Here is a 26470-nt window from a genome sequence, read left to right on the forward strand (position 1 = left end):
ATACACATACAGTCTGTCACTTCACGGCCGAAAGATCATGGGCCGCGGACAAGATCCCCTTTCCCCCATATTGACCATTTGAGGGCAACCGTAGCGCCTGCACGGGTTGTCTGCACGTGCATTCGCTCTTGCACCTGCACGAGGATTTGTCGCAGAATGATCACCGTGCAATCCACCACGGCGCCCGGCCTGTGGACCACGTTCGATTGGTGGCCTCCGGTCGGCTGGTGGCCGGAGGCGGCCCGCGATCTGCTGGTCCCCGGCCCGTCCGCGAGCGCCACGTTCGTGCTCCCGCCCAGCCCCGCCTCGGTCCACTCGGCCCGCAGCTTCACCGCCGGCGCGCTGTCGGGTTGGGGGCTCGCCGAGCTGATCGAGAACATGGAGCTGGTGGTCTCAGAGCTCGCCACCAACGCGCTGCGCCACGGCCTGCATCTGGACGAGCCCTATTGCCAGCGCCCCGTCCACATGTCCCTCGTCCGCCGGGGCCCCCTCGTGACCAGCGCATTCACCGATCCCGGCTCATCGGTGCCGGTGCTGCGATACCCTGGCCCCCTTGACACCGGCGGCCTCGGACTCCACATCGTCGAATCACTCAGCCTCCGCTGGGGCTGGTCCGCACTTGCACCTCACGGGAAGATCGTCTGGGCAGTCCTCTCCTGACCGGGGGTGATCTGCATTACCGTGGATGCTCATGGCTCACGGTGAGTCCCCGCGTGCGACCCCATGAGAGTTGCTCACAGATGGAAGATCACCTGCTCGGCTGGCTGCGAAAACTGAACGAAGACAGGCTGGGCCGCATCCTGGCCAACAGGCCCGACGCCATCGCCGCCCCTTGGCCGCGGCGGCTCGACACCCTGGCCCAGCGGCTGAGCAACGGCTTCGCCGTGATGGAGACCCTGCGGGCCCTGCCGCTGCCCTGCCTGCAGCTTGCCGAGGCCGCCCTGGCCATGACCCGCCCCACGCCCGAGCGGCTGGCCGGCTTCGTGGACGCGCCGGTCGAAGAGGTGACCCACTGGCTGGAGCACCTCTACGACCACGCGCTGGGCTGGCCGGGCGACGACGGCGTCATCCACCTCGCGGAGGGCGTCGCCCGCTGGTGGTCCGCCCCGCTCGGCCTGGGCGAGCCGCTCGACCACTACGTCAACTCCTGGTCGATCGGCAACGACGCGCTGCACGCGCTGGCCCGCAACCTCGGTCTGTCCTCCCACGGCCACAAGCGCCGCGTCATCACCCGCGTCACCGAGGCGCTCGCCGACCGCGAGCGCGTCAACGCGCTGCTGCGCGGCGCGCCCGACGGCACGATCCCGCTGCTCGACCGGTTCGCCTGGCAGGGTCCGGCGCTCAACGTCGACGGCGGCCGGTTCGTCACCCCCGGCACGCCGGAGAAGTGGTGCGCCGACCACGGCCTGCTCTTCCGCCCGAGCTGGCACGTCGCGGAGATCCCCCGCGAGGTGGCGATCTGCCTGCGCGGCCCCGGCTACCACCCGGCCTTCCGGCCGCAGGCCCCCGAGGTGGCCACGATCCCGGTCGACCCCGAGGAGGTCGACCATCTCATGACGCTGGCCGCGCCGCACGTGGTCGAGCGGTGCGCGGCCCTGCTCGACAACACCGCAAAGACGCCGCTGCCCCTGCTCAAGGCCGGCGGTGTGGGCGTGCGCGAGGTGCGCAGGGTGGCCAAGGAGACCGGCTGCGACGAGGACGAGACGCGGCTGCTCCTGGAGGTCTGCACGGTGGCCAGGCTGCTGGCCTGGGACGAGCAGTCGGGCGGCATGATCCCCACCGAGCGCTTCGACCGGTGGCGGCTCGACGAGGGCTCGGCGCGGCTGCGGGTGCTGCTGGCGGCCTGGTGGCGCATGGAGCGCTCGTCGCTGCGCAAGGTCGACGGCAAGTACGGCACCGTGCTCGGCGACGACCCCTCGGGCAGCGCGGTGGCCAGGATCCGCAGGGCCGTGCTGCCGGTCCTGGCCGGCCTGCCCGCGGGCACGGCGTTCGCCGACCGCGACAGCCTCGTGGCCAACGTCCACTGGCACGCGCCACTGCTCGACCTGGAGCTGCTGCTGGCCTGCGCGCCCGCCGTGCTCGACGAGGCGACACTGCTGGGCCTGCTGGCCAACAACGCGATCACCGACCTCGGCCGGGCGCTGGCCGGGCTCACCGCCGGGCCGGGCGACGAGAACGACGACGCCGTGCCCATGGTCGAGCACGACCCCGAGCTGGCCGAGGCGGCCACCAGGGCGCTGGCGAGCGTGCGCAGGAGCGCGCTGTTCGGCCCTGACCTGACCGCGGTCGTGACCGGGCCGCCCTCGGCGGAGCTGGCGGCGCTGCTCGACCGGGCCGCCGACCGCGAGTCGCGGGGCGCGGCCTCGGTGTGGCGGTTCACGACCGAGAGCGTGCGCCGCGCGCTCGACCACGGCTACGACGCCGACGCCCTGCTCGACGAGCTGGCCGGGGTCGGCACGATCCCGCAGCCGCTCGAATACCTCGTCCGCGACACCGCGCGCAGGCACGGCGAGGTCACCGTCACCACCGTCGGATGCGTCGTGCAGGCCGGCGACCCCGCGCTGCTGGCCGAGATCGCCGCCCACCGGCGGCTGGGCCGGCTGGGCCTGCGGCTGCTCGCGCCCACCGTGCTCGTGAGCGCCGCGCCGGCCGACCGCACGCTGGCCGCGCTGCGCGAGGTCGGCTACTCCCCGGTGCCCGTGGCCGACACCGGCCAGATCACCATTCACCGCGCCAGGCCCGAGGAGCCGCCGAACGGCAAGCTGACCCTGCTGCCGGGCGGCCAGGTGGCCGAGCTGTCGGAGTTCCCCGGCCTCGCGGAGCTGGAGGTGCCCTACATGCTCGCCGAGCCGACCCCCGACCCGTACGAGCACGCCCGCCGCCTGGTCTCCACCGGCCGCACCGAGGACGGCAGGAACGGCCGCACCTGGGCGATCATCGGCAGGATGGCGACCAGGCTGCCGACGGCCCAGCAGTCGCTGCTGGGGTTCGTGGTCGACCGGGGCGTGCGCGCCGGCATCACACTCACCGACGGGCTGACCGCCACGATCAGCCACGGCGAGCTCAAGGGCGGCGCGCTGGACGCGTGGTGCGAGGAGGCGGGCGACTACCTCGAGTTCCCCCTCGCCGAGATCGTCGAGGTCAGGGGAGCTCTTTAGCGCCTCCGGCCGGCTTCGGTCCCAAGGGGCCGGCTTCGGTCCCAAGGGGCCGGCTTCGGTCCCAAGGCCAGGCCAGGCCAGGCCAGGCCAGGCCGGCGCCGGGGCCGGGCCGGGTTCAGACGATCGGGGCGTTCCAGGTCAGGAGCACGGGCTCGGCGTGCTCGTAGCCGAGCCGCGAGTACGTGCCCGTGTCCAGCTTCAGCAGCCTGCCCTCCTCGGGCCCGAGGCCCAGCCAGCGGGCGGCCAGCACGCGCAGGAAGTGCCCGTGCGCCACCAGCGCCACCCGCCCTCCGGCCTTCCTGGCCCGCTCGATCACCCGGTCGGCGCGGGCGGCCACCTGCTCGGCGCTCTCGCCGGGGTGCTCGGCGTCGCCGGGGATCACGCCGTCCCGCCACAGGTACCAGCCGGGGTGGCTCTCGCGGATCTTCGGCGTGGTGATCCCCTCGTAGCCGCCGTAGTCCCACTCCCACAGGTCCGGGTCCACCTCGTAGCCGGTCAGGCCGGCCAGCTCGGCCGTACGCCGTGCGCGCCGGGCGGGGGAGACCAGCACCAGGTCGAACGACTGCCCCTTGACCAGCGGCGCCAACGCCCTGGCCTGGTCCTCGCCGTGCTCCGTCAAAGGCAGGTCCGTACGTCCGGTGTGCTGACCCGCCTTGCTCCATTCGGTCTCACCGTGCCGGAGCAGCAGCATCTCTTCCATGGAGTCCATCATCGGGTATGCCCGGTTCCGGCCCGGCGTCAGGTGGCGAGCTCCTCGACGACGGGGGCGAAGGCGTCCAGGTCACGCTCGTGATGCACCACGAAATACGAAATATCGTGCTCATCCCGCCAGTAGCGGAGCTTGGCGATGACGTCGGCGCGGGTCCCGAGCAGGACCTGCGGCGTCTCCCCGAGCGACGAGCTGTCGGCCGCGCTCCACGCCTCCTCCGCCTTCCGCTCGCCCACCTGCACCACGCTCGTCCCCAGCTCCAGCGCGTCATAGCGCGCGCCCGCGGCCTCGCGCACGATCTCGAGCTTCCTCAGGAACGCCGCCAGCCCGCCGTCCTGGTCGTCGGGCCCGCTCCCGTCCGGCCGGACGCGCATCCCGATGTTCACGACGTCGGCCTCTTCGGCCGCCAGTCGCAGCATGCGTGGGCCGCCGCCGCCGAGCACGATCGGCGGGCGCGGCCTACGTACCGGCTTGGGCCGCTGGTCGAGCCCGTCGATGCGGTAGTGCTTGCCCTGGTAGCTGAACGGCCCGTCCCCCCAGAGCCCCTTGAGCACGGCCACGGCCTCCCGCAGCCGCTCCACCCGCACCCCCGGCGGCTCCAGCGCCAGCCCGGCCCCCTCGTAGTCGCGCGCCATCCACCCGGTCCCGATGCCGACCTCCAGCCGCCCGCCGGACAGCAGGTCGAGCGTGGCCGCCTCCTTGGCCAGCACGGCCGGATGCCGGAAGTCGTTGGCGAACACCAGCGTGCCGACCTGCAGCCTGGTGGTGGCGCACGCGGCCGCCGTCAGCGCGGCGATGGGGGCGAACCGGGGGCCGACGAGATGGTCGGGCACGAGAAGGACGTCGTACCCCTGTGCTTCGAGCCGCCGCGCCTTCTCCGCCCACGCCTCGCCCGACCCGGCCTCCCGCACCACCGCCCCGAACCTGAACCGCCGCACGATGCCTCCCATGCTCTTGAGCAAGCGCTTGGGCGACACTGTACGCGTGAACGCCCGGCGGCGTCCTCCTCCCGTGGCCGGGTGGGGGGCACCTGCGTTTGCGCGAGTCGGGCGGGTCAGCGGGAGGGGAGGGCGAGGGCGATGCCGGTGGTGGCGGCGGTGAAGACGAGCCAGGCCACGCCGCCCGCCGTGTCCGGGAGCCCGGCGAACCAGGGGACCGGGATGAGGAGCGGCGCCACGATCATGGTGATGGCCGCCCACTTCGGCGCGGCGCTGCGGAGGGCGGCGACCCCCAGCAGCACGAACCCGAGCAGGCTCAGGAAGAACGCGAACCCGAGGATCGAGGTCGGCGTGCCCTCGTTCAGCTCCGTGACGAGCCGGTTCGTGGTGGGCACGTCGAGTCCCGCCTTGGCGGCCGCGTAGATGGCGTCGTCGGAGGTCATGCTGATGGGCAGGGCCAGGGTGAAGGCCAGGATCATGCCCACCAGTCCCAGCACGGGCCGTCCCGACCGGGCCACCTTGCTCACCGCGAAGATCGCGGGGATGAGGGTGGCGGCGCCGAGGGCGCCGACCCAGCTCCAGAGCGCGTAGGCGTCGAGGTTGGCGACGATGGCGCGGATGTACGGCTCGCCCTCGGCCGTGGCGTCGAACGGGGCGAGCAGGAGTGTCAGGGCGACGGTCAGCGGTGAGATCACGGCGCAGGCGATCATCGCGGTGCGGGTGAAGCCGGTGGTGGAGGAGGTCGTCTCAACGGTGGTCATGCCCCGAGGGTGAGCCCGCGGGGCGGGGCGCGCATGAGTAAGGGATACTCAAATCGCGGGTTTACCAAGCGCTTGCTCAGGTGCCAGACTGTGGGCATGGAGATCCCGGTGCGCCAGGTGACGGACGACGAGGCGGCGTTCTTCGATGAGCACGGCTGGGTGCGGCTCGGCCGGCTGATCGACCCGGGCACCGCCGCGGCCCTGCGCGAACGCGCCACCGGCTTCCTGAACGGCCGGTCGCGGAGCCACGAGTCGCTGGTCGACGAGGCGTTCGGGCAGTCGAGGGACATCGCGGCGAGCGACGAGATGTTCGGCGCGCTGACGTCGAGCCCCGCGATGGGGCGCAACGCCGTACGGCTGCTGCGCGGCGTCCGGGCCGTGCGCGTCCAGGTCACCAACCTCCTGGTCAAGGAGGCGGGGGAGCACGGCGCGACCGAGTTCCACCAGGACTTCCCGTGGATGCCGATGGACCGCTCGGCCATGCTGACCGTCTGGCTGGCCCTCGCCGACGTGCCCGCCGACATGGGGTCGCTGCGCTTCTACGACCGCTCGCACCGGTACGGGTTGCTCGGCCGCAGCTTCACCCGGCCGGGGGACGACCAGCTCACCCAGCACCCGTGGCTCAAGGAGCTGGAGCTGTCGCCGCCGCTCGACCTCAAGGCGGGGGACGCCACCGTGCACCACGCCCTGACCGTGCACGGCGCGCCCGCCAACCGCCGCGACAGCCCGCGCCTGTCGTTCACCGTCACGTACTTCGACGCCGACGCCCTCTACACCGGCCTGCCCTACCGGCAGACCGACGGGCTCGGGCTCGAGGTCAACCGGCCGTTCGAGCACGAGAGGTTCCCCTGCGTGAGCCCCGGAGGCCCGGATGCCTGAGACCGTGCGGGGGCCGGTGGCCGAGCTGGGGGCGACGCTCATGCACGAGCACGTCTTCGGGCTGAGCCCCGAGATCCTGTGGAACTGGCCGGACATCCCCGAGGGATGGGACCTCGAGACGCGGGCGCGCGAGGCGGCGGCCAAGCTCGACGCGCTCAAGGCCGAGGGCATCGACACGATCGTGGACCTGACCGTGCCGGGGCTCGGCAGGTACGTCCCCGCCGTCCAGCGCGTGGCCGAGCTGACCAGCGTGAACATCGTGGCCGCCACCGGCCTGTACACCTACGACGCGCTGCCGCCGTACTTCGCCAACCGGGGCCCGGGATCGCTGTTCGGGGGACCGGACCGGCTGGCCGAGTTCTTCGTACGTGACATCGTCGAGGGGATCGGCCGGACCGGCGTCAAGGCGGCCATGCTCAAGTGCGCCTCCGACCACCTGGGGATGACCAAGGGCTGCGAGCGGGTGTTCAGGGCGGTCGCGCAGGCGCACCTGGAGACCGGCACACCGATCACCACGCACTCCCACAGCGCCTCCAGGGGCGGCCTCGAACAGCAGAGTCTCCTGGGCGAGCTGGGCGTGGACCTGAGCAAGGTGGTCATCGGGCACGCCGGGGACTCCACCGACGTGGCCTACCTGGAGGAGCTGATCGCCAACGGCTCCTACCTCGGCATGGACCGCTTCGGCATCGAGACGATCAGCCCGTTCGAGGACCGCGTGGAGATAGTGGCGAAGATGTGCGAGCGCGGACACGCCGGAAAAATGGTCTTAAGTCACGACTCGTACTGCTTCAATGATCGCTTCGACGCCGACGTCGTACGGCGGCGCCACCCCAACTACCACCTTCTCCACGTCCCCCGCGACGTCGTGCCCGAGCTCCGCAAGAGGGGCGTCACGGACGACCAGGTCCACCAGATGCTCGTCGACAACCCGCGGAGGATCTTCGCATGATCGAGGACATTGAGGACTTCGACGTCAGCGCGGACTGGCACGTCGCCGCCCCGTACGACTTCCTCCGCCGGCTGCGCGAGGAGCGGCCGGTCTTCCGCAGCGAGCACCTGGGCGCGTACGTCCTGACCCGCTACCCCGACGTGCGCGCGGCCTACGGCGACCCGCGGCGCTTCTCCTCCAAGGGCTCGCTCACGATCTCCCGCAGCCTGACCCGCGAGACCAGGGAGAAGCTGGGCGAGCACGGCTCGTTCCTGTCCAGCTTCGTGGCGAACGTGGACCCGCCCGACCACACGCGCCTGCGCCGGTCGGTGTCGAAGGCGTTCACGCCGCGCGCCGTGGCGGCCATGGAGCAGGAGTTCCGGCGGCTCAACGAGGACCTGCTCGACCGCGTGGAGCCGCGCAAGAGCGCCGACTTCGTCGGCGAGATCGGCCACGAGCCGTCGATCAAGCTGACCGCCCGCTTCATCGGCGTGCCCGAGGCCGACGAGGCGTTCGTGCAGGCGCACGTCAAGGACTGGTTCCAGCTCTTCCTGTCGCCGCAGCCGCCGCAGCGCCAGCTGGAACTCGCCGACAGCTTCCTGACCTACCTCGACTACGTGGACCGCCTGGTCGCCTCCCGGGCCAAGGATCCTCAGGACGACTTCACGTCCCTGATGACCTCCCTGATCGGCGCGGAGCTGACCCATCGCGAGGTCGTCGAGCTGATCTCCACGATCCTGCTCGGCGGCAACGACACCGTCCCCAACCAGCTCGGCAACACCGTCCTGCGCCTGCTGCGCGAGGGCGCCTGGCCGGTGCCGCCCGAGCTGGTCGCGAACGCCGCCGAGGAGTGCATGCGCATCGACGGCGCGTCGCTGGGCTCGTTCCGCTACGCCGTGACCGACCTCCTCCTGCACGGCGTGACGATCCCGGCGGGCGCCCTCGTCCTGCTCTCCACCGACTCCGCCGCCCACGACGAGAGCGTCTTCCCCGAGCCGGAGAGCTTCCTGATCGACCGGCTGAACGCCGCCGAGCACATGGTCTTCGGCTACGGCATCCACTTCTGCGTCGGCGCCGCGCTCGGCCGCCTGCAACTGCGCACCGCGCTCGACGTGCTCGGCCGCCGCCTGCCCGGTCTGCGGCTCGTCCCCGGCGCGCCGGTCGCCCACCGCAAGTCGATCGTCGGCCGCGGCCTGACGTCCCTGGCGGTGGAGTGGTGAGCGCCAACACCTCGGGCGGGCCCTCAGGCCGGTTCGACGGGCGGGTCGCGATGGTGACGGGCGCGGGCTCGGGCATCGGCGCGGCCTGCGCGGCGCGGCTGGCCGCCGAGGGCGCCTGCGTCGGCGTCCTGGACCTCCGGGCGGCCGGGGCGAAGTCCACCGCGGCCGCCATCCGCGCCCACGGCGGCACGGCCATGGCCCTGACCTGCGACGTCTCCGACGAGAAGCAGGTGGAGGAGGCGGTCGCGGCCCTGGTGGCGTCGTTCGGCCGGGTGGACGTCCTGCACTCCAACGCCGCCGCGCTCGACGCCGGCGTCTACGGCCGCGACCGGGACCTCGACTCCCTCGACGTCGGGGTCTGGGACCGCACGATGGAGGTCAACCTGCGCGGCGCCATGCTCATGGTCAAGCACACGGTGCCCGCCATGCCGGACGGCGGCGCCATCGTCCTCATGTCGTCGGTGTCCGCGCTGGTCGGGGACGAGGTCCACGCCGCGTACGGGGCCTCGAAGGCGGCCCTGATCGGCTTCACCCGGTTCGTGGCCACCATGTACGGCTCCCGTGGCGTCCGCTGCAACGCCGTCGCCCCCGCCCTCGTCCTCACCCAGGCCGCCCAGCGGGCCCTGAACCAGGAGCAACTCGCCGACAAGGCCGCGGAACGGCTGCTGCCGTGGCCGTGCACCCCGGACGACGTCGCGAACCTCGTGTGCTTCCTCGCCTCCGACGAGGCCCGCTGCATCACCGGTCAGACCCTGACCATCGACTCCGGCACCCTGGCCCACCGCCCGCAGCACGCCGTCCAGCGCTGGCGCGACCTGAACGACGTGCCTACCGACTGAGCCCACTGACTGGGCCCACTGACTGGGCCCACTGACTGGGCCCACTGACTGGGCCCACTGACTGGGCCCACTGACTGGGTGGGCCCACCGACGCCGATGGGCGGGTGCCGCGCGGGGCGCCCGCCCATCGAGCCAACCGGCCGTCCTGCTGCGATGTGGGAAGATCCTCCCCATACGGTCGGCGAGCAGGGGAGGTCCCATGGAGCCGGTAGCGGTCGGGCTGGTCGGAGCGGGCCCGTGGGCCGAGATGGCGCACGCGCCGATGCTGTCCAAGGGGCCGCACACGCGGCTGGCCGGGGTGTGGGCCCGCCGTCCCGAGGCCGCCGCCCGGCTCGGAGCGCCGGTTTTCGAGCGCGTCGAGGAGTTGTTCGACGCCTGCGAGGCTGTGGCGTTCTGCGTGCCGCCCGCCGTCCAGGCCGAGCTCGCCGCCCGCGCCGCCCGCGCGGGCAAGGCGCTGCTGCTGGAGAAGCCCCTCGCGGACACGCTGGACGGCGCGCGGCGCCTGGCCGAGGCCGTCGCGGAGGCGGGTGTGGCCTCTCAGCTGGTGCTCACCCTGCGCTACGCCGTCCAGACCCGCACCTTCCTCGCCCGGTGCGCCGAGATCCAGCCGTTCGGCGGCCACGCCGCCAACATCTCCGGCACCCTCCTCGGCGACCACCCCTTCGCCACCCCCTGGCGGCTGGAGCGCGGCGTGCTGCTCGACGTCGGCCCGCACGTGATCGACCTGCTGGGCGCCGCGCTCGGCCCGGTGACCGGCGTGCGCGCGCACGGCAACCCGCTCGGCTGGACCGGCCTGCTGCTCGAGCACGAGGGCGGCGCGGTCTCCGAGGCGTCCCTGTGCATGACCGCCGTCAGCGACCTGCCGCCCCCGACGTTCGCCGTGTACGGCCGCACCGGCAGCGCCGTGCTCCCGCACTTCGACGACGACCCCCTGGACGTCATCGCCGAGGAGTTCGCCGCAACCGTGCGGCACGGCGGTGGCCACCCGCTCGACGCCGCCCACGGGCTCCGGCTCCAGGAGATCATCGCCGAGGCGGAGTCACAACTGGCCCCTTGACGGCGCGGGCATCCGGAGGATTGATAGCGTTTGTCCGATGCGCAGGGTCGCAGCGAAGTCCGGTGCGAGTCCGGCGCTGTCCCGCAACTGTCATAGCCAGGTCGCCTGCCTCTGCGCTGACGTCATCAACCCTCGTGGAAAAGGGTGATCCGTCGCGCAAACGCGGGTCTCTCGGTTCCGACAGTGAAAGGACTACTCGTGAGGCCCCGACGTACGGCCCTCGCGGGCGCGATGCTGGGAACGCTGATCCTGGCCGGGTGCGGCCAGACCGGCACCACAGCCACCCCGTCCGCAGCCCCCAGCGCTTCCTCCGCCCCCGCCTCCGCAGCGGGCTTCCCCGTCACCGTCGAGGCGGGCAACGGCAAGGTCACCCTCGCCAAGAAGCCCGAGCGGATCGTCTCCCTCTCGGCCACCCACACCGAGACGCTCTTCGCCATCGGCGCGGGCCCCCAGGTCGTCGCCGTGGACGACCAGTCGAACCACCCCGCCGAGGCCCCCAAGACCGACCTGTCCGGCTTCAAGCCGAACGTCGAGGCCATCGTCGCCCAGAAGCCCGACCTGGTCATCGTCTCCAACGACATCGACCAGATCGTCGCCGAGCTGGGCAAGGTGAACGTGCCCGTCCTGCTGGAACCCGCCGCCACCAAGCTCGACGAGGCGTACGAGGAGATCGCCGAGATCGGCGTGGCCACCGGCAACAAGGCCAAGGCCGACGAGGTCGTCTCCGGCATGAAGACGGCCATGGACAAACTGGCCGCCGAGGCGCCCAAGGACAAGAAGCTCACGTACTACCACGAGCTCGACCAGACGCCGTACGCGGCGACGTCCAAGACGTTCATCGGCCAGGTCTACAGCCTGTTCGGCCTCACCAACATCGCCGACAAGGCCCCCGACCAGGCGGGCGGCTATCCCAAGCTGTCGGCCGAGTTCGTGGCCCAGGCCGACCCCGACATGATCTTCCTCGGCGACGTCAAGTGCTGCCAGCAGAGCAAGGACACCCTGGCCAAGCGGCCCGGCTGGAAGGGCCTGTCGGCCATCAAGAACGACCAGGTGATCCAGCTCGACGACGACCTGGCCTCCCGCTGGGGGCCGCGCGTCGTCCAGCTCGCCGAGTCCATCGGCGCCGCGGTCGCCAAGGCCGGGGCCAAGGGCTGATCATGGCGGCGCCGGCCGGCCCGTCCAGGGCCAGACCACTCTGGATCGCGTGCGCCCTGGGCGTGCTGGCCGCCTGCATGATCGCCGGGCTGCTGGACGGCGCTGCCGACATCTCGCCCTGGCAGGTGGTGCTGCAGGCCGTGGACTGGCTGCCGTACGTGCACGTGGACTCCGGGCTCGCGCCGGTCGAGCAGGGGCTGCTGTTCGAGCTGCGGCTGCCGCGGGTGCTGGTGGCCGCGGTGGTCGGGGGGCTGCTGGCCATGGCGGGGGCGGGCTACCAGGGCGTGTTCCGCAACCCGCTCGCCGACCCGTACCTGCTGGGCGCCGCGGCCGGGGCCGGGCTGGCGACGACCGTGGCCATCGTGCTGCTGCCGGAGTCGGGCGCGAGCATCCCCGTCGCGGCCTTCCTCGGGGCCGTGGGCGGGGTGTTCCTCGCGTACACGCTCGGCAACACCGCCGGGCGCTCCGGCGGCACCGCGACGCTGGTGCTGGCCGGGGTGGCGGTCACCTCGTTCCTGACCGCGATCCAGACGTTCATCCAGCAGTTCAAGGTCGAGGAGCTGCAGCGCGTCTACTCATGGATCCTCGGCGACGTCGGCGGCGGGTGGGACCAGTTCTGGCTGGTGCTGCCGTACGCCGCCGTCTCGGCCGTGCTGCTCCTGCTGCACGGGCGGATGCTGGACGTGCTGTCCGTGGGCGACGAGGAGGCCACCAGCCTTGGCGTGCGGGCGGCCAGGGTGCGCCTCACCGTGCTGCTGGCCGCCTCCCTGGCCACCGCGGCGGCCGTCGCGGTGAGCGGGCTGATCGGGTTCGTGGGCATCGTGATCCCGCACATCGTGCGGCGGCTGGCGGGCGGCTCGTACCGGATCGTGCTGCCGCTCTCGCTGATCGGCGGCGGGGCGTTCCTGGTGCTGGCCGACCTCATCGCGCGTACGGTGATCGCGCCCGCCGAGCTGCCGATCGGGGTGGTGACCATGTTCGTGGGGGCGCCGTTCTTCGTCGGAGTCCTGCGCATGACCAGGCGGACGGCCACGTGATCAGCACTCAGGCGCTCTCGGTACGGCTCGGCGACCGCGAGGTCGTGTCCGACGTCTCGCTCCAGGTGCGCGGCGGCGAGTGGCTGGCGATCATCGGGCCCAACGGGGCGGGCAAGTCCACCCTGCTCAAGGCCGTCATGGGCCTCGTCGCGCACCGGGGCGAGGTCACGGTGGACTCCCGGCCGGCGGCCCGGCTCAAGCCCCGCGAACGCGCCCGCCTGCTGGCCTACGCCCCCCAGAGCCCCGCCCTGCCGCCCGACATGACGGTCTTCGACTACGCGCTGCTCGGGCGCACCCCGTACATCCCCTACCTGGGCCGGGAGAGCGCGCACGACCGGGAGGTCACCGCCGGCGTGCTCGAACGGCTCGACCTGACCGCGCTCGCCATGCGGCCCGCGGGGGAGCTGTCCGGCGGCGAGCGCCAGCGCGTGGTGCTGGCCAGGGCGCTCGCCCAGGAGGCGCCCGTACTGCTGCTGGACGAGCCCACGACGGCGCTCGACCTCGGGCACCAGCAGCAGGTGCTGGAGCTGGTGGACCGGCTGCGGCGGGCGGACGGCCTGACCGTCGTCACCACCCTGCACGACCTGACCGTCGCCGGACTCTACGCCGACTCCCTGCTCCTGCTGGCCGGCGGGCGCGCGGTGGCCTCCGGCAAGCCCGCCCAGGTGCTCACCGAGCCGTTGGTGGGACGGCACTTCGACGCCCATGTCAAGATCGAGCCGGGGCCGGACGGCCGGCCCGTCGTGCACCTCGTCAGGGGAGGGCCATGAAGCTCACGTATCGGGTGGAGGACGGGGCGCGGCTCGGGGCGCTGCTGTGGGAGTTCGGGCCGGGCTGGCGGATGATCTCCTCCGCGCTGCTCGGCGGCGGGATCGGCCCGCGCGAGTGGGTGCTGAACGCCCAGGTGGTGGCCGGGTACTCACGGATGGACCCCGTCGATCACCTGCTGTCGTTAGGTCCGGAGGGGGACGGCGTCGGCATGCTGACCGCCGCCTCCGTCGACCGCCGCGTCCAGGCCTGCGACGGCGGCGTGGAGGCGTACGCGACCGTCGGCCTGCGCGTCCCGACCTGGGCCGCCGCCCCGGAAGGGGCCGCGGACCCGGAGCTGGCGCCGATGCGGGTGGGGACCATCAACATCGTCACCGTGCTGCCGGTCGCCATGACGGACGCGGCCCTGGTCAACGTGGTGATGACGGTGACGGAGGCGAAGTCCCAGGCGCTGATCGAGGCGGGCTTCCCGTGCACGGGCACGGCCTCGGACGCGGTCTGCGTGGCCGTGCCGGCGGAGGGGCCCGCGGAGCTGTTCGGCGGGCCCCGCTCGGAGTGGGGCGCCCGCGCGGCCCGCGCCGTCCACGCGGCCGTCCGCCAGGGCGCCGAGGCGTGGCGACCTCGTGACTTTAAGTGATGAGATTTGGGCAAGTAGCATGTGGGCGAGAGCGAGCTTCCCGATACTGGGTGGGTGACCGCAATGGCGACGATCGAACCGACCGCGAGGCGCAAGATTGTCCTTCCTGCGCCGCCATACACAGTCGACGACCTGCTCAAACTCCCGGACGACGGGAATCGTTACGAGCTCTTCAACGGGAGCCTAGTAGTGAGCCCTGCCCCCAGTCCCCTACACCAGGACGTGATCTTCCTTCTGCAGACGATTCTGCACCAAGCTGCGCCGCCAGATCTGAAGGTGTATTCGACCGTCAATGTGCGCGCGTCGGACAAGGACCTCTACATCCCCGATATCGTCGTGGTGCCGAGAGCCAGAGCCAAGGCGGTAGGACTGATGTTCACCCCCAGCGATGTCCTGCTGGCTGTGGAGGTGGGCAGCCCGAGCACCCAGGCTCGTGACAGAGGCCTCAAGACTGAGGCGTATGCTGCGGCAGGCATCCCCATCTACTGGCGCATCGAGCCCAGCGAAGGTCCGACACTCTACGTCTACGAGCTTGACGGTGACGCATACAAGGCGCCGACAGCCCACAAGGCGGGGACCGTGGTAAGCCTGTCATTGCCCTACCCGGTCAGCTTCGACCCCGCCGACTTGATCGACGACTGAGCTTCGAAGCGGTAGTCCTCCGCCGCTCCCTGGGGCGTGACGCGGCCCGCCTCCAGGTCGGCCAGGATCGCCTCCGGGTCCCGTTCGGACGGTGGGCCGAGGCCGGCGCCGCCCGTCGTCTCCACGATGAACGCCTCCCCCGTCGCGAACCGCACATTGTTGACCTTGGAGGCCAGCCGTTCCACCGTCCCGTCCAGGTGGCGCTTGAAGAAGCCGCCGAGCCGCCCCGGCAGCCCGCCGTCACGGCCGGGGGGCGGGAGGCGGAGGCGGTCGCCGCGGGTCGTGACGTGGCAGTCGGCCAGGAAACGGTAGACCGTGCGCGAGCCCAGCCCGCCGCGGAACCGGCCGGGGCCGCCCGAGTCCGGGATGGTCTCGACGGACTCGACGATCAGCGGGCAGCGGCTCTCCACCGGCTCCGCCTGCGGCACCGAGTTGCGGCCGATGCCGAAGTGCACGCCCGTGGCGTCCGGGCCGTCCAGGCCCCGGCGGGCGCCCACGCCGCCGAAGTCGTAGGAGAGGTGGATCCAGTACGGCGCCCCGACGGCGGCGATCGAGAACGGCTGCAGGATCCCGCTGGGGGCGATGGCGCGCTCGGGGACGGCGTCGGACATGCCCTGGAAGACGGCCTCCATGGCGGCGTAGATCGGGACGTACCGGCCGCCGCACGGGTAGGGGGAGCGGGCGTTGAGCAGGGAGCCCTCGGGGAGGCGTACGTCGATGGCCCGCAGGCAGCCGTCGTTCATGGGGATCGTGGGGTCCAGGAAGCAGCGGACGGCGAAGACGGCGGCGGCGAGCGACTGCGAGGCCGAGGCGTTGATCGCGGCCGGGACCTGCGGGCCGGTGCCCGCGAAGTCCAGCACGGCCCGTTCGTCGCCGAGGGTGATCGCCACCCGGATTTCATGCGATTTTTCCGGATTTATGCCGTCATCATCGATCGGGTACGCCGCCTCGAACCGGCCCGTCGGCAGCTCGGCCAGCGCCGCCCGGGTTCTCGCCTCGGTGTAGTCCAGGTAGTCGTCGACGCCCGCGCTCAGGCCCTGCGCGCCGTACTCGCCGACCAGGGTCTCCAGCCGGGTGGCGGCCACCGCCGTCCCGGCCACCAGGGCCCGCACGTCGCCCATGACCTTGTCCGGGGTACGGCTGTTGGCCCGCAGGACGGCCTCCACCGTCGGATCCAGGCCCTCTTCGGTGACCAGGCGCACCGGGGGGAGCTGCAGGCCCTCCAGGAAGATGTCCGTCGCCAGCGGGGCCATGCCGCCCGCCGAGAGGCCGCCCAGGTCGGAGACGTGGATCATGGTGGCGGTGAAGTACGCCGGGGCATCGTTGACGAAGACCGGGCGGTAGACGAGCAGGTCGTTGGTGTGCACGCCGCCCCGGTAGGCGTCGTTGAGCACGTACACGTCGCCCGGGCTCATCCGGTCCGGGGGGATGTCCTTGAGGAGCTCGGGGAGCGCCACCTTGAGCGCCATGCTGTTCATGAGGGTGGTGGCCATGGACTGGGCGATCAGCCGGCCCCGGGCGTCGAGGACGGCGGCCGAGGCGTCCGAGCCCTCCACGATGAACGTCGAGTACGCGGAGCGGACCACCACGATGCTGGCCTCTTCCGCCGCTACGACCAACGCGTTCCTGAGCACCTCGGCGGTCAGGAGGTCGGGCATGTGGTGCTCCTGGTGAGGTGGACGGCGCGGGTCTCGGCGAGGGTGGCGTTCCAGCCGGGCGGGACGACGATCGTGGACTCGGCGTCCTCGATGATCGCGGGGCCATGGAGGGGGCGGCCGGCCATGGTGTCCCTGGTGTGGACGGGAACGTCGGCGTAACCGCCCGTCTCGGGGAAATACGCCCGCCTCGCCCGGGGCACGGAGACCGCCGCTTCGCTCGCGGCCGCTTCGCCCCGGGCCGCCTCGTCCCCGGCCGCTTTGCTCCCGGCAGTCGCGCCACCGGTGGCTGCGCTCGGTGTCGCCGTGCTGGGCGCCGTGCGCGCCGCACCGCCTCCCGCCGCACCGGCGCCGAAGCGGTGGTGCGAGCTGGGGGAGAGGGGGTGGGCGTCGGGGGGTGGGGCGGTGAGGGGGTGCGTGTCGGGGGGTGGGGCGGTGAGGCGGATGCGGTAGCTGACCAGTTCGATCTCGCCCCGTTGGGCGATCCCGTACACCTCCTCGTACCGTGCGAAGAAGCGGGACGCCAGCACCTCGCGGGAAGGCGTCCACTCGACGGTGAGATCGTGGGACTGGCCCTTGAAGCGGACGTCCACCGACCGTGACACCCGCACCCCGGGGTCCGAAGGGGAGACGCCCAGGTCGGCGGCGGCGTCGGCGGCCAGGGAGGTGAAGACGGCGGAGGGGTCGGGGGCGTCCAGGCGGGACAGGACGCGGTCCGTGGACAGGGCGCCGCTCAGGAGTCCGGCCGCCGAGGCGACGCCGCAGTGCGCGGGCACCACCACCGTCCCGATCCCGAAGCGCTCCGCCACCCGGGCCGCGTGCATGGGACCGGCGCCGCCGAAGGCGACCAGGGTGAAGCCGCGCGGGTCGATGCCGCGCTGCACCGTGACCACGTGCACCGCCGACGCCATCGAGGCGCTCACGATCTCGTGCACGGCGTACGCGGCCTTCTCCCGGGACACCCCGAGCGGCGAGGCCAGCCGGTCGAGGGCCTTGGCGGCCAGGTCCGGGGTCAGGGGAAGGGAGGCCGAGGAGAGGTAGCCGAGGACCAGGTTCGCGTCCGTGACCGTGGGCTCGGAGCCGCCCAGGCCGTAACAGGCGGGCCCGGGGGAGGACCCCGCCGAGTGCGGGCCGACGCGGAGCGCGCCGGCCGCGTCGAGCCAGGCGACGCTGCCCCCGCCCGCCCCCACCTCCGCCAGGTCGATGGCCGGGGTCTTGATGGGCACGCCGGTGCCCGCCCGCCGGCCGCCGAAGCTGCCCTTGCCGCCGACGTGGAACTCGTTCGTGATCTCGGGCGTCCCGCCGCGCACGACGCACGCCTTGGCGGTGGTCCCGCCCATGTCGAACGAGATCACGTTCGGGAACCCGGTCCCGGCCGCCGCCAGCACCCCCGCCGCGGGGCCCGACTCGATGGTGGCCACCGCGCGCCGGGCGGCCAGCTCGGCGGAGATCACGCCGCCGCTCGACTCCATGACGTGGACGGGCGCGCGGATCCCGATCTCGGCCAGCCGTTCCCGGAGCTGCGAAAGGTACGAAGCCATCAATGGGCCGATATATGCGGACATGATGGTGGTGGTGGCGCGCTCGTACTCGCGAATCTCCGGCCAGATCTCCGACGAGGTCACCACGTCCGGGATCGATTCACGCAGGATCTCGGCGACCTGCCGCTCATGGGCCGGGTTGGCGTACGAGTGCAGCAGGCAGACGGCCGCCGACGTGATGCCGCGAGCGGTGATCGCCGCGGCGGCCCGGCGTACGGAATCGAGGTCCAGCGGCGTCAGCACGGCGCCGCGCGCCGAGACGCGTTCCACCACCTCGAAGCAGTCGCCCGCGGCCACCGGCGGAGGCGGCGGCGAGAAGCGCAGATCGTAGCGGTCCTCCTCGACCCGCGCGTAGCGCCCGAGCGGGACGGCGGCGCGAAAGCCCTGAGTCGTGACAAAAGCGACCCGGACCCCCTTGCGTTCGAGCACCGCGTTGGTGGCCAGCGTCGTCGCGTGGACGACCCGCCTGACCTGCGCGGGGTCGCGGTCGCCGAGCGCGCGCGTAACGCCGGCCACGATGCCCGCGATGGGGTCGTAGTGGGTGCTCAAACATTTGGCCACGGCAATCGCGCCGGACGTGCCTCCAAGGACCACATCGGTGAAGGTGCCACCGACATCTACGCCGATCGTGTAGCCCACCCAGGTACGTTATGCCCCCTAGCAAGCGCTTGTCTATGTGGCGGTCTATTGACTTACAGCATGTGATTGGGACCCTGGTCCTAGACCTGCGTTGGGAGCGGAGATGGCGCGCCTCACAGCTCTTGCCGGTGGCGTCGCGGCGGCACTGGTGCTGATCGCGATGCCGGTCGCGGCTCACGAACACCCGAGCGGGATCACCGACCTGGTGACCCCCGCCGTGGTGCGGCTCGAAGCCGTGTCCCATGTGGAGATCACCCTGCTCGACCACATCGGCGAGCTCAAACATGTGGAGCGGTCCTACGACATCCCGTTCGCCACGGGCACGGGCACCGTCGTCAACCCCGACGGCACGATCGTGGCACTCAGACGCCTGGCCGTGAACCCCAACGACGTCGCGATCTACGCGGCGAACAAGGTCTTCGCCGAGCACCACAAGGTGAAGATCCCCCTCGACTACAAGAAGCACAAGCTCAAGGACGACCTCCTCGACCACCACCTGGCGGAGTGCTATCCGCCGAAGACCGACACCGCCACCTGCATCATCAACGTGACCACCGAGATCACGGCCTTCCCTAACGTGTCGCCGCCGAGCCCCAACGGCATCAAGGTCAAGTGCATCAAGGCCGGCCCGACGCCCGACAGCCCCGCGGTGCTGGTGCCGGTGACCCCCGTGACCGGAGGCGTCGGCATGCCCACCGCGCCGCTCGCCGACAAGGTGCCCGACCAGCAGGGCTCGCCCACCAACGTGGCGGGCTTCCTCGGCCGGCCGGGCCCGAAGGTCCTGGAGACCGTCGAGATCGCCCACCTGGCCAAGGGCGGCGTGGGCGGCGACACCGGCAGGCCGTTCGCCGACCCGGAGAAGAAGGTGGACGAGCCGGTCAAGCTGGGCGGTCTGGCCGACCAGGGACTCATCGGCGCCCCCGTGATCGGCGACAAGAACGGCCACGTCATCGGCCTGCTGGTGGGCGGCGGCAAAGAGGGCAAGATGATCGGCGTCAGGGAGATCAACGGCATCCTGGCCGCCGCCAAGGTGGTGCCGCGCAGAGGCGCGATCGACACGGCGTTCGAGGCGGCGCTGACCCGCTACCACACCAAGTACTACACCGAGGCCGCGCCCGGCTTCCAGCGCGTGCTCGAGCTCTATCCGGGCAACGTGGTCGCCGCCAAGCTGCTGAAGACCTCGCTGGAGAAACGGGGCGGGCCGGAGGACCAGGGCACGAAACAGCTGGCGAGCCCGGCCACCCGGTCGACCCCGTTGTGGCCGTTCATCGTGGCGGCGGGAGTCCTTTTCATGGCGGCCGCGGGCGGAGCGTATCTGCTGTGGCGCCGCCGTGCTCCTGAAAAGGTGCCGGAGCCACCAGAGCCACTGGCGGCGGCGGCACCACCGCTCGACGACGGGGCCAACCAGACCGTGGTCGTACGGCGGTCACAGGCGTTCCCCATGGTTCCGCAGCAACAGCAGCAGGTGATGACCGCGCCGAACCCGGCGATCAAGTACTGCACCTCGTGCGGCATGCGACTCGGGCCCGCGCATCGCTTCTGCGGCTACTGCGGCCACCCCATCGAGACGTGATGCCATTGAACGAAAGATCGCTCATCGGCCAGGAGGTGGCCGGGTACTACATCGAGGACATCGTCGGCAAGGGCGGCATGGCCGTGGTCTACCTTGCGCTCGACCCCAGGTTGAGCCGCCGGGTGGCGCTGAAGATCCTCAACCCGGTGCTCAGCGTCGACGACCGGTTCAGGCAACGGTTCATCCTGGAGTCCAGAACGGTCGCCAGCATCGAGCACCCCAACATCATCCCGATCTACGAGGCCAACGCCGACGCCGACGGCGTCCTCTACATCGCCATGCGCTACGTCGACGGGCTCGACCTGCGCCGGCTCATCTACGACCGCGGACCGCTGCCGATCGGCCAGGCGAACCAGATCTTCGCCCAGGTCGCCGCCGCCCTCGACGCCGCGCACGCGCACGACCTGATCCACCGCGACGTCAAACCGGCCAACATCCTGCTGGCCGGCGACCACGTCTACCTGACCGACTTCGGCATCACCAAGCACCGCTCGTCGATCTCCGGGCTGACCCAGACCGACCAGTTCATCGGCACGCCCCGCTACATGTCGCCCGAGCAGATCAACAAGGAGCACATCGACGGCCGCTGCGACCAGTACGCGCTGGCCTGCGTGGTCTACGAGGGGCTGTCGGCGCGGCTGCCGTTCCAGCGCGAGAACGACATCGCGCTGCTCTGGGCCCACCTGGCCGAGCAGCCGACGCCGCTGTCGCAGCTCAGGCCCGACCTGCCCGCGCAGATCGACGCCGTGATGATGCGGGCGCTGGCCAAGGCGCCCGAGCAGCGCTACGCCACCTGTACGGAGTTCGTGACCGCGCTGCGTGACGCGATCAGCGGGCACCAGTCCGATCCCATGAGCGGCCCGGCCGGCGGGCCCCACTTCGTGCCCCGCCAGGGCCCCAGCTCCGGGCCGCACCCGGCGCCGTACCCCGCCCCCGTGGCGGGACCGACGACGGGCCCCACGACCGGCCCGACCTCCGGCCCGCACGCCGCACCCATCCCGGGGCCCATACCGGGCCCCCTTTCGGGGCCCCCGTTCGCGCCGATCGGGTCGGACCGGGCACCCGCGCCGCCCACCCATCCGACCGCGCCAAAGACACGCCCCGGACGCATCCCGATCGTGGCCACCACGCTGGTCGCCGCCGTGGCGGCCCTCGCGCTCGTGGCCATGATCATCATGAACCACCGCGGCGACACCTGGTCCCACTACAAGACCAGCGCCGCCGCGCCGCTCACGTTCGAGTACCCGGGCGACTGGACCGTGCGCACCCACCAGGACCTGTTCGCGGTGGTCTCGCCGCACGCCCAGGAGTTCGAGTCCCTGTTCGTGGCCGGCCCCGGCGCGGACTGGACGGCGATCTCCCAGGTCGTCGAGGACGACCCCGACGCCGCCTCGGGCGTCTACGTCCAGGTCTCCGACACCCTCGACGCCAGCGGCAACTCCGAGCAGATGAAGGCCAAGATGGAGGCCCTGCTGCCCGGCCAGGTCGACGTCGGCAAACCGGTGCCCGACCAGGCCGGCAGCAGTCCCGCCACCCGCTTCGACGGCTCCCTGCACGACCCCGGGACCGGCACCAGGCTGGGCTTCGTCAGCTACGTGATCGACCGCCAGCCCAAGACGATGCTCGTGATGTACTTCTGCGCCAAGACCACCTGCGACGACGCCACCCAGACCCGCATCCGGCAGAGCGTCCACGTGTCGTGACTTGTGACTCACTTGCGTGCGGCTTGGCCTGGGTGTTCAAGCGGTGTTCAAGGTGGGGGCCCGGCGTCTACCCTCCGGCTTGTGGGCATTCGCATAGTCATCGCCGACGATCAGGCGATGGTCAGGGCCGGGCTGCGCATGGTCGTGGACAGCGACCCCGGCATGGAGGTGGTCGGCGAGGCGTCCGACGGGCGCGAGGCCGTCGCCGTGGTCAGGCGTACGCGGCCGGACATCGTGCTCATGGACATCTCGATGCCCCGGCTCGACGGGCTGGCCGCGGCCAAGGAACTGCTGGACGACCCGTCGCCGCCCAAGGTCATCACGCTGACCACGTTCGACACCGACGAGAACCTCTACGCCGCCCTGCGCGCCGGCACCAGCGGCTTCCTGCTGAAGGTGTCGCCGCCGGAGCAGCTCCTGGAGGCGATCAGGGTGGTGCACGCCGGTGACGCGCTGCTCGACCCGGCCGTGACGAGCCGGGTGATCGCCACGTTCGCGGGCCGGGCCGAGCCCACGCCCTCGCCCCGGCTGGCCGAGCTGACGCCGCGCGAGCTGGAGGTGCTGCGGCTGCTGGCGCGCGGCCTCACCAACGCGGAGATCGCCGGGGAGCTGTACGTGGGGGAGGCCACGGTCAAGACGCACGTGGCGCGGGTGCTGATGAAACTTTCGCTGCGGGACCGGGCGCAGGCCGTGGTTTTCGCGTACGAGACCGGGGTGGTCCGGCCGGGTGCCGCCTAAGGGTTTGGCGGGACATGGGGTGTCTTGTGTATATTTTCCGCCATAAGGCGGTAGATACAGGAGATATTTCATGCAAGCGTTTCCTCGGGTGCTGTTCGACGAGGCTCACAGCGAGTCGTGGACCGTCCGGCGCGAGGTGGCCGAGGCCATCAACCCCGCCCATCCCGACGACAACAGCTACGCCCGCGCGGCCGGGCTGCTGCGGCACCTGGGGCACACGGTCGGTGCCCATACCTCCGGCGCGCTCACGCCCGAGGCGCTCGCCGAGCAGGACGTCCTGGTGATCGCGCACCCGTCCGGAGAGCGGTGGGAACGTACCACCGGGCAGGGCAGCCCCGTCTTCACCGCCGCCGAGCTGGACGCGATCGAGTCCTTCGTCGCCGGCGGCGGCGGGCTGGTGGTGCTGGCCGAGGAGGAGCAGGACAAGTACGGCAACAACCTGCGTGAGCTGCTCGGGCGCTTCGGGGTGGGCGTGGCGCACACCACCGTGCGCGACCCCAAGCACGCGCACCGGGACGTGGCCACCTGGGTGCTCGCCGAGCCCGCGACCACCTCCGGCCTGCTCGCCGGGGTCCGCACGGCCTGCTTCTACCGCACCGGCGTCCTCACGGTCGCGGGTGAGGGCGAGGTCCTGTTCGCGACCTCGCCGACCGCCGACCCGGCGGGCGCGCCGCTGGCCGTCGCCGTCCGGTACGGCAAGGGGCGCGTGGTCGCGTTCGCCGACTCCGACCTCTTCGGCGACGACTCCATCGAGGACTACGACCACCGGCGCCTCTGGGGCAACGTGATCACCTGGGCCGCCCGCGTCCCCGACGCCGGCGCCGCCGCCGGGTCGCGCGACGAGGCCAGGGCGGCCGTGTTCGCCCGGCTCAAGGCGGCCGTCGAGGAGCTGCGGCCGCTGCAGGTCAAGGACGGCTCGGTGCCGGAGGAGAAGGAACGGGCGAAGGCGCTGGTGGCCGAGATCGAGGCGCGCCTGGGCGAAATATCGCCATATTTCCCCCATGACGCCGCGTATCTCCAGGCCGTCCGGGACGACCTGGCGAAGTGGGCCGATCAGGACCTCGGCGTGCCCGACTTCCTCGACTCGCTCGACCTGTTCCACCCCGACACCCAGCGCGAGGACGGGCTGGAGCACGTCGTGGTCTTCCCCATGTACACCCAGAACGGCAACCCCGCCCGCAACCTGGAGGCCGTCTGGATCCGGACGATCTGGCCGGACTGGCTGGCCGAGCTGGAGGCGGGCGGCTACGACAACCCGATGTTCGTGCCGATCGCGTTCGAGGACTTCACCTCCGGCTACGACACCCACTCCGCCGTGCTGTTCCCCGAGACGGTCGCGGTGCGGCAGGCCCCGGCCCGCTTCACCTGGGGCGGGATCTTCGCCGACCGCGAGGCCGCCAGGTTCCGGCGGGTGTCGCAGGCCGCCGCCGAGACGCTCAAGCTCGACCTGCCGCCGGACGCCGCCAGGCTGCTGGACTCCCAGCGGCTCGCGCAGGACACGTTCGTGCTCTGGGACCTGGTCCACGACCGCACCCACAGCCACGGCGACCTGCCGTTCGACCCGTTCATGATCAAGCAGCGGATGCCGTACTGGTTGTACTCGCTGGAGGAGCTGCGCTGCGACCTGACCGCGTTCGGCGAGGCCGTCAAGCTGGAGTCGCAGGGTGTGCCGCACGCGCGGTACGTGCAGGTGGCGATCCTGTTCGACCGGCTGTTCAGGTTCCCGATCACCGGGGAGCGGGTGCGGAACTACGACGGGCTCGGCGGGCAGCTGCTCTTCGCCTACCTGCACCGCAACGACATCGTGCGCTGGACGGACAACCGGCTCACGATCGACTGGGAGCGGGTCGCGGACGGGGTCGCCGACCTGCGGGGCGAGGTCGAGAAGCTGTATCGCGACAGCATCGACCGGTCCAAGCTGGCGCACTGGCTGGCGGCGTACGAGCTGGTGAGGGCGTACGTGGCGCCGCACCCCGGCTCCGTCTGGGCCAAGGGCGTCCAGGCGCTGCCGGAGGAGCAGAAGGCCAAGGTGGACGCCGTGCTGGCGGACGAGTTCCCGCTGAGCATGTTCTACGAGGCACTGCGCCGTAAGCTGGCCGAAGTGGTCGAATCTACTAAGGGACTGCGCGCATGATCATTCTGGTGACGGGTGCTGGAGGGCCGACCGGCGAGGCCGTGTCAGGATATTTCCGGAAAAATGGTCACACGGTGATCGGGGTGGACAAGGAGGACGTCGACCTCCTCGACCGCACCGCCGTACAGGGCCTGGCTGACCGGATCGAGCGCGAGCACGGCCATGTGGACGGCGTGGTGCACCTGGTCGGCGGCTGGCGCGGCGCCGGCTCGTTCGCCGAGACCAGCCTCGACGACTGGGACCTCCTGCACGACCTGCTGATCCGCACGCTCCAGAACGTGTCGCTGGCCTTCGAGCCGCTGCTGCGGGACAGCGACAACGGCCGCTTCGTGATCGTCTCGGCCAAGGCGGCCGAGCGGCCCTCCGCCGGGGGCGCCGCCTACGCGGCGGCCAAGGCGGCGGCGGAGGCGTGGACGCTCTCCCTCGCCGACGCGCTCTCCGGCACCGGCAGCGCGGCCACCATCCTGGTGGTCAAGGCCCTGGTGAACGACGCCATGCGGGCCGAGAAGCCCGACGCGAAGTTTCCCGGCTTCACCGACGTACACGACCTCGCGGCGGCCATCGGCGGCCTCTACGACCGCCCCGCCGCCGAGGTCAACGGCACCCGATTGGACCTTACTGCGTGACTTCCCGGCACGACCCCCGGCTCAAGGCGTTCGCCAGCGACAACTACGCCGGGGTGCACCCCGAGATCCTCCAGGCCATCGCCGCCGCCAACGGCGGCCACCAGACCGCCTACGGCGAGGACGTCTACACCGAGGCCATGGCGGAGGTCTTCAAGCGGCACTTCGGCGAACAGGCGCAGGCCTGGCCGGTCTTCAACGGCACGGCCGCCAACGTCGTCTCCCTGCGTTCGATGACCGCCCACTGGGAGGCGGTCATCTGCGCGGAGAGCGCCCACATCAACACCGACGAGGGCGGCGCGCCCGAGGTGGTGGGCGGCATCAAGCTGCTCACCGTGCCCACGCCCGACGGCAAGCTCACGCCGGAGCTGATCGACCGGCAGGCGTGGGGGTTCGGCGACGTGCACCGGGCGCAGCCGCGCGTGGTGTCCATCTCCAACACCACCGAGCTCGGCACCCTCTACACGGCCGAGGAGATCGCGGCGATCTGCTCGCACGCCCATGACCTGGGGCTGCTCGTCCACCTCGACGGCTCCCGCCTCACCAACGCCGCCGCGGCCCTCGACGTCCCGCTGCGGGCCCTCACGACGGACGTGGGCGTGGACGTCCTCTCCTTCGGCGGCACCAAGATCGGGCTGCTGTACGGCGAGGCGGTCGTCGTCCTCAACCCGGCCGCCGCCGGCGGGGTCGACTACATCCGCAAGACGTTCATGCAGCTGTCGTCGAAGATGCGCTTCGTGTCGGCGCAGTTCGAGGCGCTGCTGTCGGGCGACCTGTGGCTGCGCAACGCCCGCCAGGCCAACGCCATGGGCCGGCGCCTGGCCGACGCGGTCAGCCGCATCCCGGGGGTGACGCTGACCCGGCCGGTGGAGGCGAACGCCGTCTTCGCGATCCTGCCCGGGGACGTGACGGAGCGGCTGGCCAAGCGGTTCCGGTTCTACACGTGGAACGAGGCGACGGGGGAGGTGCGGTGGATGTGCGCCTTCGACACGACGGAGGCCGACGTGGACGCCTTCGCCGCCGCCCTGGCCGACGAGATGCACACCACCCGCACCTGACCCCTGGCGCCACCCGGCGGACGTGGCGCGGGCGTGCGCGTGGCCTCCCATGGCACTTCACCGGCATGGGACGCCACG

The 26470-nt window shown here is 71.7% G+C and carries 23 protein-coding genes; 18 read left to right on the plus strand and 5 right to left on the minus strand.

Annotation, left to right across the window (positions count from 1 at the left end; all coding sequences use genetic code 11):
• Nucleotides 1–156: 156 nt before the first annotated feature.
• Together ACFKCF_RS30010 and ACFKCF_RS30015 are read left to right on the plus strand one after the other, a co-directional pair.
• A complete protein-coding gene (locus ACFKCF_RS30010) occupies nucleotides 157–660 on the plus strand; it encodes an ATP-binding protein (protein ID WP_394498616.1) in 504 nt (167 codons plus the stop codon).
• 80 nt (nucleotides 661–740) lie between these two features.
• Nucleotides 741–3158, plus strand: a complete 2418-nt coding sequence (locus ACFKCF_RS30015; protein ID WP_394498617.1) for a helicase-associated domain-containing protein — start codon at nucleotides 741–743, stop codon at nucleotides 3156–3158.
• A gap of 115 nt (nucleotides 3159–3273) precedes the next feature.
• On the opposite strand, the gene ACFKCF_RS30020 is transcribed toward ACFKCF_RS30015, so the two are convergent.
• The 3 genes from ACFKCF_RS30020 to ACFKCF_RS30030 all read right to left on the minus strand — a co-directional run bounded on the left by ACFKCF_RS30020 (nucleotide 3274) and on the right by ACFKCF_RS30030 (nucleotide 5566).
• Nucleotides 3274–3858 carry a histidine phosphatase family protein gene (locus ACFKCF_RS30020; RefSeq protein ID WP_394498618.1) on the minus strand — a complete coding sequence of 195 codons (585 nt, stop codon included), beginning with the start codon at nucleotides 3856–3858 and terminating at the stop codon, nucleotides 3274–3276.
• A gap of 38 nt (nucleotides 3859–3896) precedes the next feature.
• Nucleotides 3897–4817 (minus strand): TIGR03621 family F420-dependent LLM class oxidoreductase, encoded by a 921-nt coding sequence (locus tag ACFKCF_RS30025; protein WP_394498619.1) that lies wholly within the window; start codon nucleotides 4815–4817, stop codon nucleotides 3897–3899.
• Nucleotides 4818–4921: 104 nt separating this feature from the next.
• Nucleotides 4922–5566, minus strand: a complete 645-nt coding sequence (locus ACFKCF_RS30030) for a hypothetical protein (RefSeq protein WP_394498620.1) — start codon at nucleotides 5564–5566, stop codon at nucleotides 4922–4924.
• A 96-nt stretch (nucleotides 5567–5662) separates the two neighbouring features.
• Here ACFKCF_RS30030 and ACFKCF_RS30035 point away from each other — a divergent pair, with 96 nt between their 5' ends.
• From ACFKCF_RS30035 to ACFKCF_RS30080, 10 genes are all read left to right on the plus strand, one after another.
• A complete protein-coding gene (locus ACFKCF_RS30035) occupies nucleotides 5663–6445 on the plus strand; it encodes a phytanoyl-CoA dioxygenase family protein (protein ID WP_394498621.1) in 783 nt (260 codons plus the stop codon).
• Nucleotides 6438–7394: a phosphotriesterase gene (locus ACFKCF_RS30040; RefSeq protein WP_394498622.1), complete on the plus strand. Its 957-nt coding sequence runs from the start codon at nucleotides 6438–6440 to the stop codon at nucleotides 7392–7394. The genes ACFKCF_RS30035 and ACFKCF_RS30040 overlap by 8 nt, the downstream gene beginning before the upstream one ends.
• A complete protein-coding gene (locus ACFKCF_RS30045; RefSeq protein ID WP_394498623.1) occupies nucleotides 7391–8593 on the plus strand; it encodes a cytochrome P450 in 1203 nt (400 codons plus the stop codon). The genes ACFKCF_RS30040 and ACFKCF_RS30045 overlap by 4 nt, the downstream gene beginning before the upstream one ends.
• Entirely contained in the window at nucleotides 8590–9432 is an 843-nt protein-coding gene (locus tag ACFKCF_RS30050; protein ID WP_394498624.1) for an SDR family NAD(P)-dependent oxidoreductase, read from the plus strand. Before ACFKCF_RS30045 ends, ACFKCF_RS30050 begins: the two co-directional genes overlap by 4 nt.
• Before the next feature lie 199 nt (nucleotides 9433–9631).
• Nucleotides 9632–10489, plus strand: a complete 858-nt coding sequence (locus ACFKCF_RS30055; protein ID WP_394498625.1) for a Gfo/Idh/MocA family protein — start codon at nucleotides 9632–9634, stop codon at nucleotides 10487–10489.
• A 198-nt stretch (nucleotides 10490–10687) separates the two neighbouring features.
• Nucleotides 10688–11644, plus strand: a complete 957-nt coding sequence (locus tag ACFKCF_RS30060) for an ABC transporter substrate-binding protein (protein WP_394498626.1) — start codon at nucleotides 10688–10690, stop codon at nucleotides 11642–11644.
• Between the two features lie 2 nt (nucleotides 11645–11646).
• Nucleotides 11647–12681, plus strand: coding sequence for a FecCD family ABC transporter permease (locus ACFKCF_RS30065; RefSeq protein ID WP_394498627.1), 1035 nt, complete (start codon nucleotides 11647–11649; stop codon nucleotides 12679–12681).
• Nucleotides 12678–13451, plus strand: coding sequence for an ABC transporter ATP-binding protein (locus ACFKCF_RS30070; RefSeq protein ID WP_394498628.1), 774 nt, complete (start codon nucleotides 12678–12680; stop codon nucleotides 13449–13451). Before ACFKCF_RS30065 ends, ACFKCF_RS30070 begins: the two co-directional genes overlap by 4 nt.
• Entirely contained in the window at nucleotides 13448–14086 is a 639-nt protein-coding gene (locus tag ACFKCF_RS30075; RefSeq protein WP_394498629.1) for an adenosylcobinamide amidohydrolase, read from the plus strand. The genes ACFKCF_RS30070 and ACFKCF_RS30075 overlap by 4 nt, the downstream gene beginning before the upstream one ends.
• 63 nt (nucleotides 14087–14149) lie before the next feature.
• On the plus strand, nucleotides 14150–14728 hold the full coding sequence (locus tag ACFKCF_RS30080) for a Uma2 family endonuclease (protein ID WP_394498630.1): 579 nt from the start codon (nucleotides 14150–14152) through the stop codon (nucleotides 14726–14728).
• Here the strand turns inward: ACFKCF_RS30080 and ACFKCF_RS30085 are convergent.
• Together ACFKCF_RS30085 and ACFKCF_RS30090 are read right to left on the minus strand one after the other, a co-directional pair.
• Nucleotides 14686–16386: a hydantoinase B/oxoprolinase family protein gene (locus tag ACFKCF_RS30085; protein WP_394498631.1), complete on the minus strand. Its 1701-nt coding sequence runs from the start codon at nucleotides 16384–16386 to the stop codon at nucleotides 14686–14688. The two genes, ACFKCF_RS30080 and ACFKCF_RS30085, sit on opposite strands and share 43 nt — an antisense overlap.
• On the minus strand, nucleotides 16371–18563 hold the full coding sequence (locus ACFKCF_RS30090; protein ID WP_394498632.1) for a hydantoinase/oxoprolinase family protein: 2193 nt from the start codon (nucleotides 18561–18563) through the stop codon (nucleotides 16371–16373). Before ACFKCF_RS30090 ends, ACFKCF_RS30085 begins: the two co-directional genes overlap by 16 nt.
• A 103-nt stretch (nucleotides 18564–18666) precedes the next feature.
• Here ACFKCF_RS30090 and ACFKCF_RS30095 point away from each other — a divergent pair, with 103 nt between their 5' ends.
• The 6 genes from ACFKCF_RS30095 to ACFKCF_RS30120 all read left to right on the plus strand — a co-directional run bounded on the left by ACFKCF_RS30095 (nucleotide 18667) and on the right by ACFKCF_RS30120 (nucleotide 26392).
• Nucleotides 18667–20136, plus strand: coding sequence for a zinc ribbon domain-containing protein (locus ACFKCF_RS30095; RefSeq protein ID WP_394498633.1), 1470 nt, complete (start codon nucleotides 18667–18669; stop codon nucleotides 20134–20136).
• Nucleotides 20136–21839 (plus strand): serine/threonine protein kinase, encoded by a 1704-nt coding sequence (locus ACFKCF_RS30100; RefSeq protein ID WP_394498634.1) that lies wholly within the window; start codon nucleotides 20136–20138, stop codon nucleotides 21837–21839. Before ACFKCF_RS30095 ends, ACFKCF_RS30100 begins: the two co-directional genes overlap by 1 nt.
• Before the next feature lie 81 nt (nucleotides 21840–21920).
• Entirely contained in the window at nucleotides 21921–22577 is a 657-nt protein-coding gene (locus tag ACFKCF_RS30105; RefSeq protein ID WP_185072735.1) for a response regulator transcription factor, read from the plus strand.
• 70 nt (nucleotides 22578–22647) lie between these two features.
• Nucleotides 22648–24711, plus strand: coding sequence for a DUF6421 family protein (locus tag ACFKCF_RS30110; protein ID WP_394498635.1), 2064 nt, complete (start codon nucleotides 22648–22650; stop codon nucleotides 24709–24711).
• Entirely contained in the window at nucleotides 24708–25337 is a 630-nt protein-coding gene (locus ACFKCF_RS30115; RefSeq protein ID WP_364831965.1) for an SDR family NAD(P)-dependent oxidoreductase, read from the plus strand. The genes ACFKCF_RS30110 and ACFKCF_RS30115 overlap by 4 nt, the downstream gene beginning before the upstream one ends.
• Nucleotides 25334–26392: a threonine aldolase family protein gene (locus tag ACFKCF_RS30120; RefSeq protein ID WP_394498636.1), complete on the plus strand. Its 1059-nt coding sequence runs from the start codon at nucleotides 25334–25336 to the stop codon at nucleotides 26390–26392. The genes ACFKCF_RS30115 and ACFKCF_RS30120 overlap by 4 nt, the downstream gene beginning before the upstream one ends.
• Nucleotides 26393–26470 lie beyond the last annotated feature (78 nt).

This window comes from Nonomuraea sp. JJY05 (assembly GCF_043496855.1).
In the GTDB taxonomy this organism is placed as follows: Bacteria; Actinomycetota; Actinomycetes; order Streptosporangiales; family Streptosporangiaceae; genus Nonomuraea.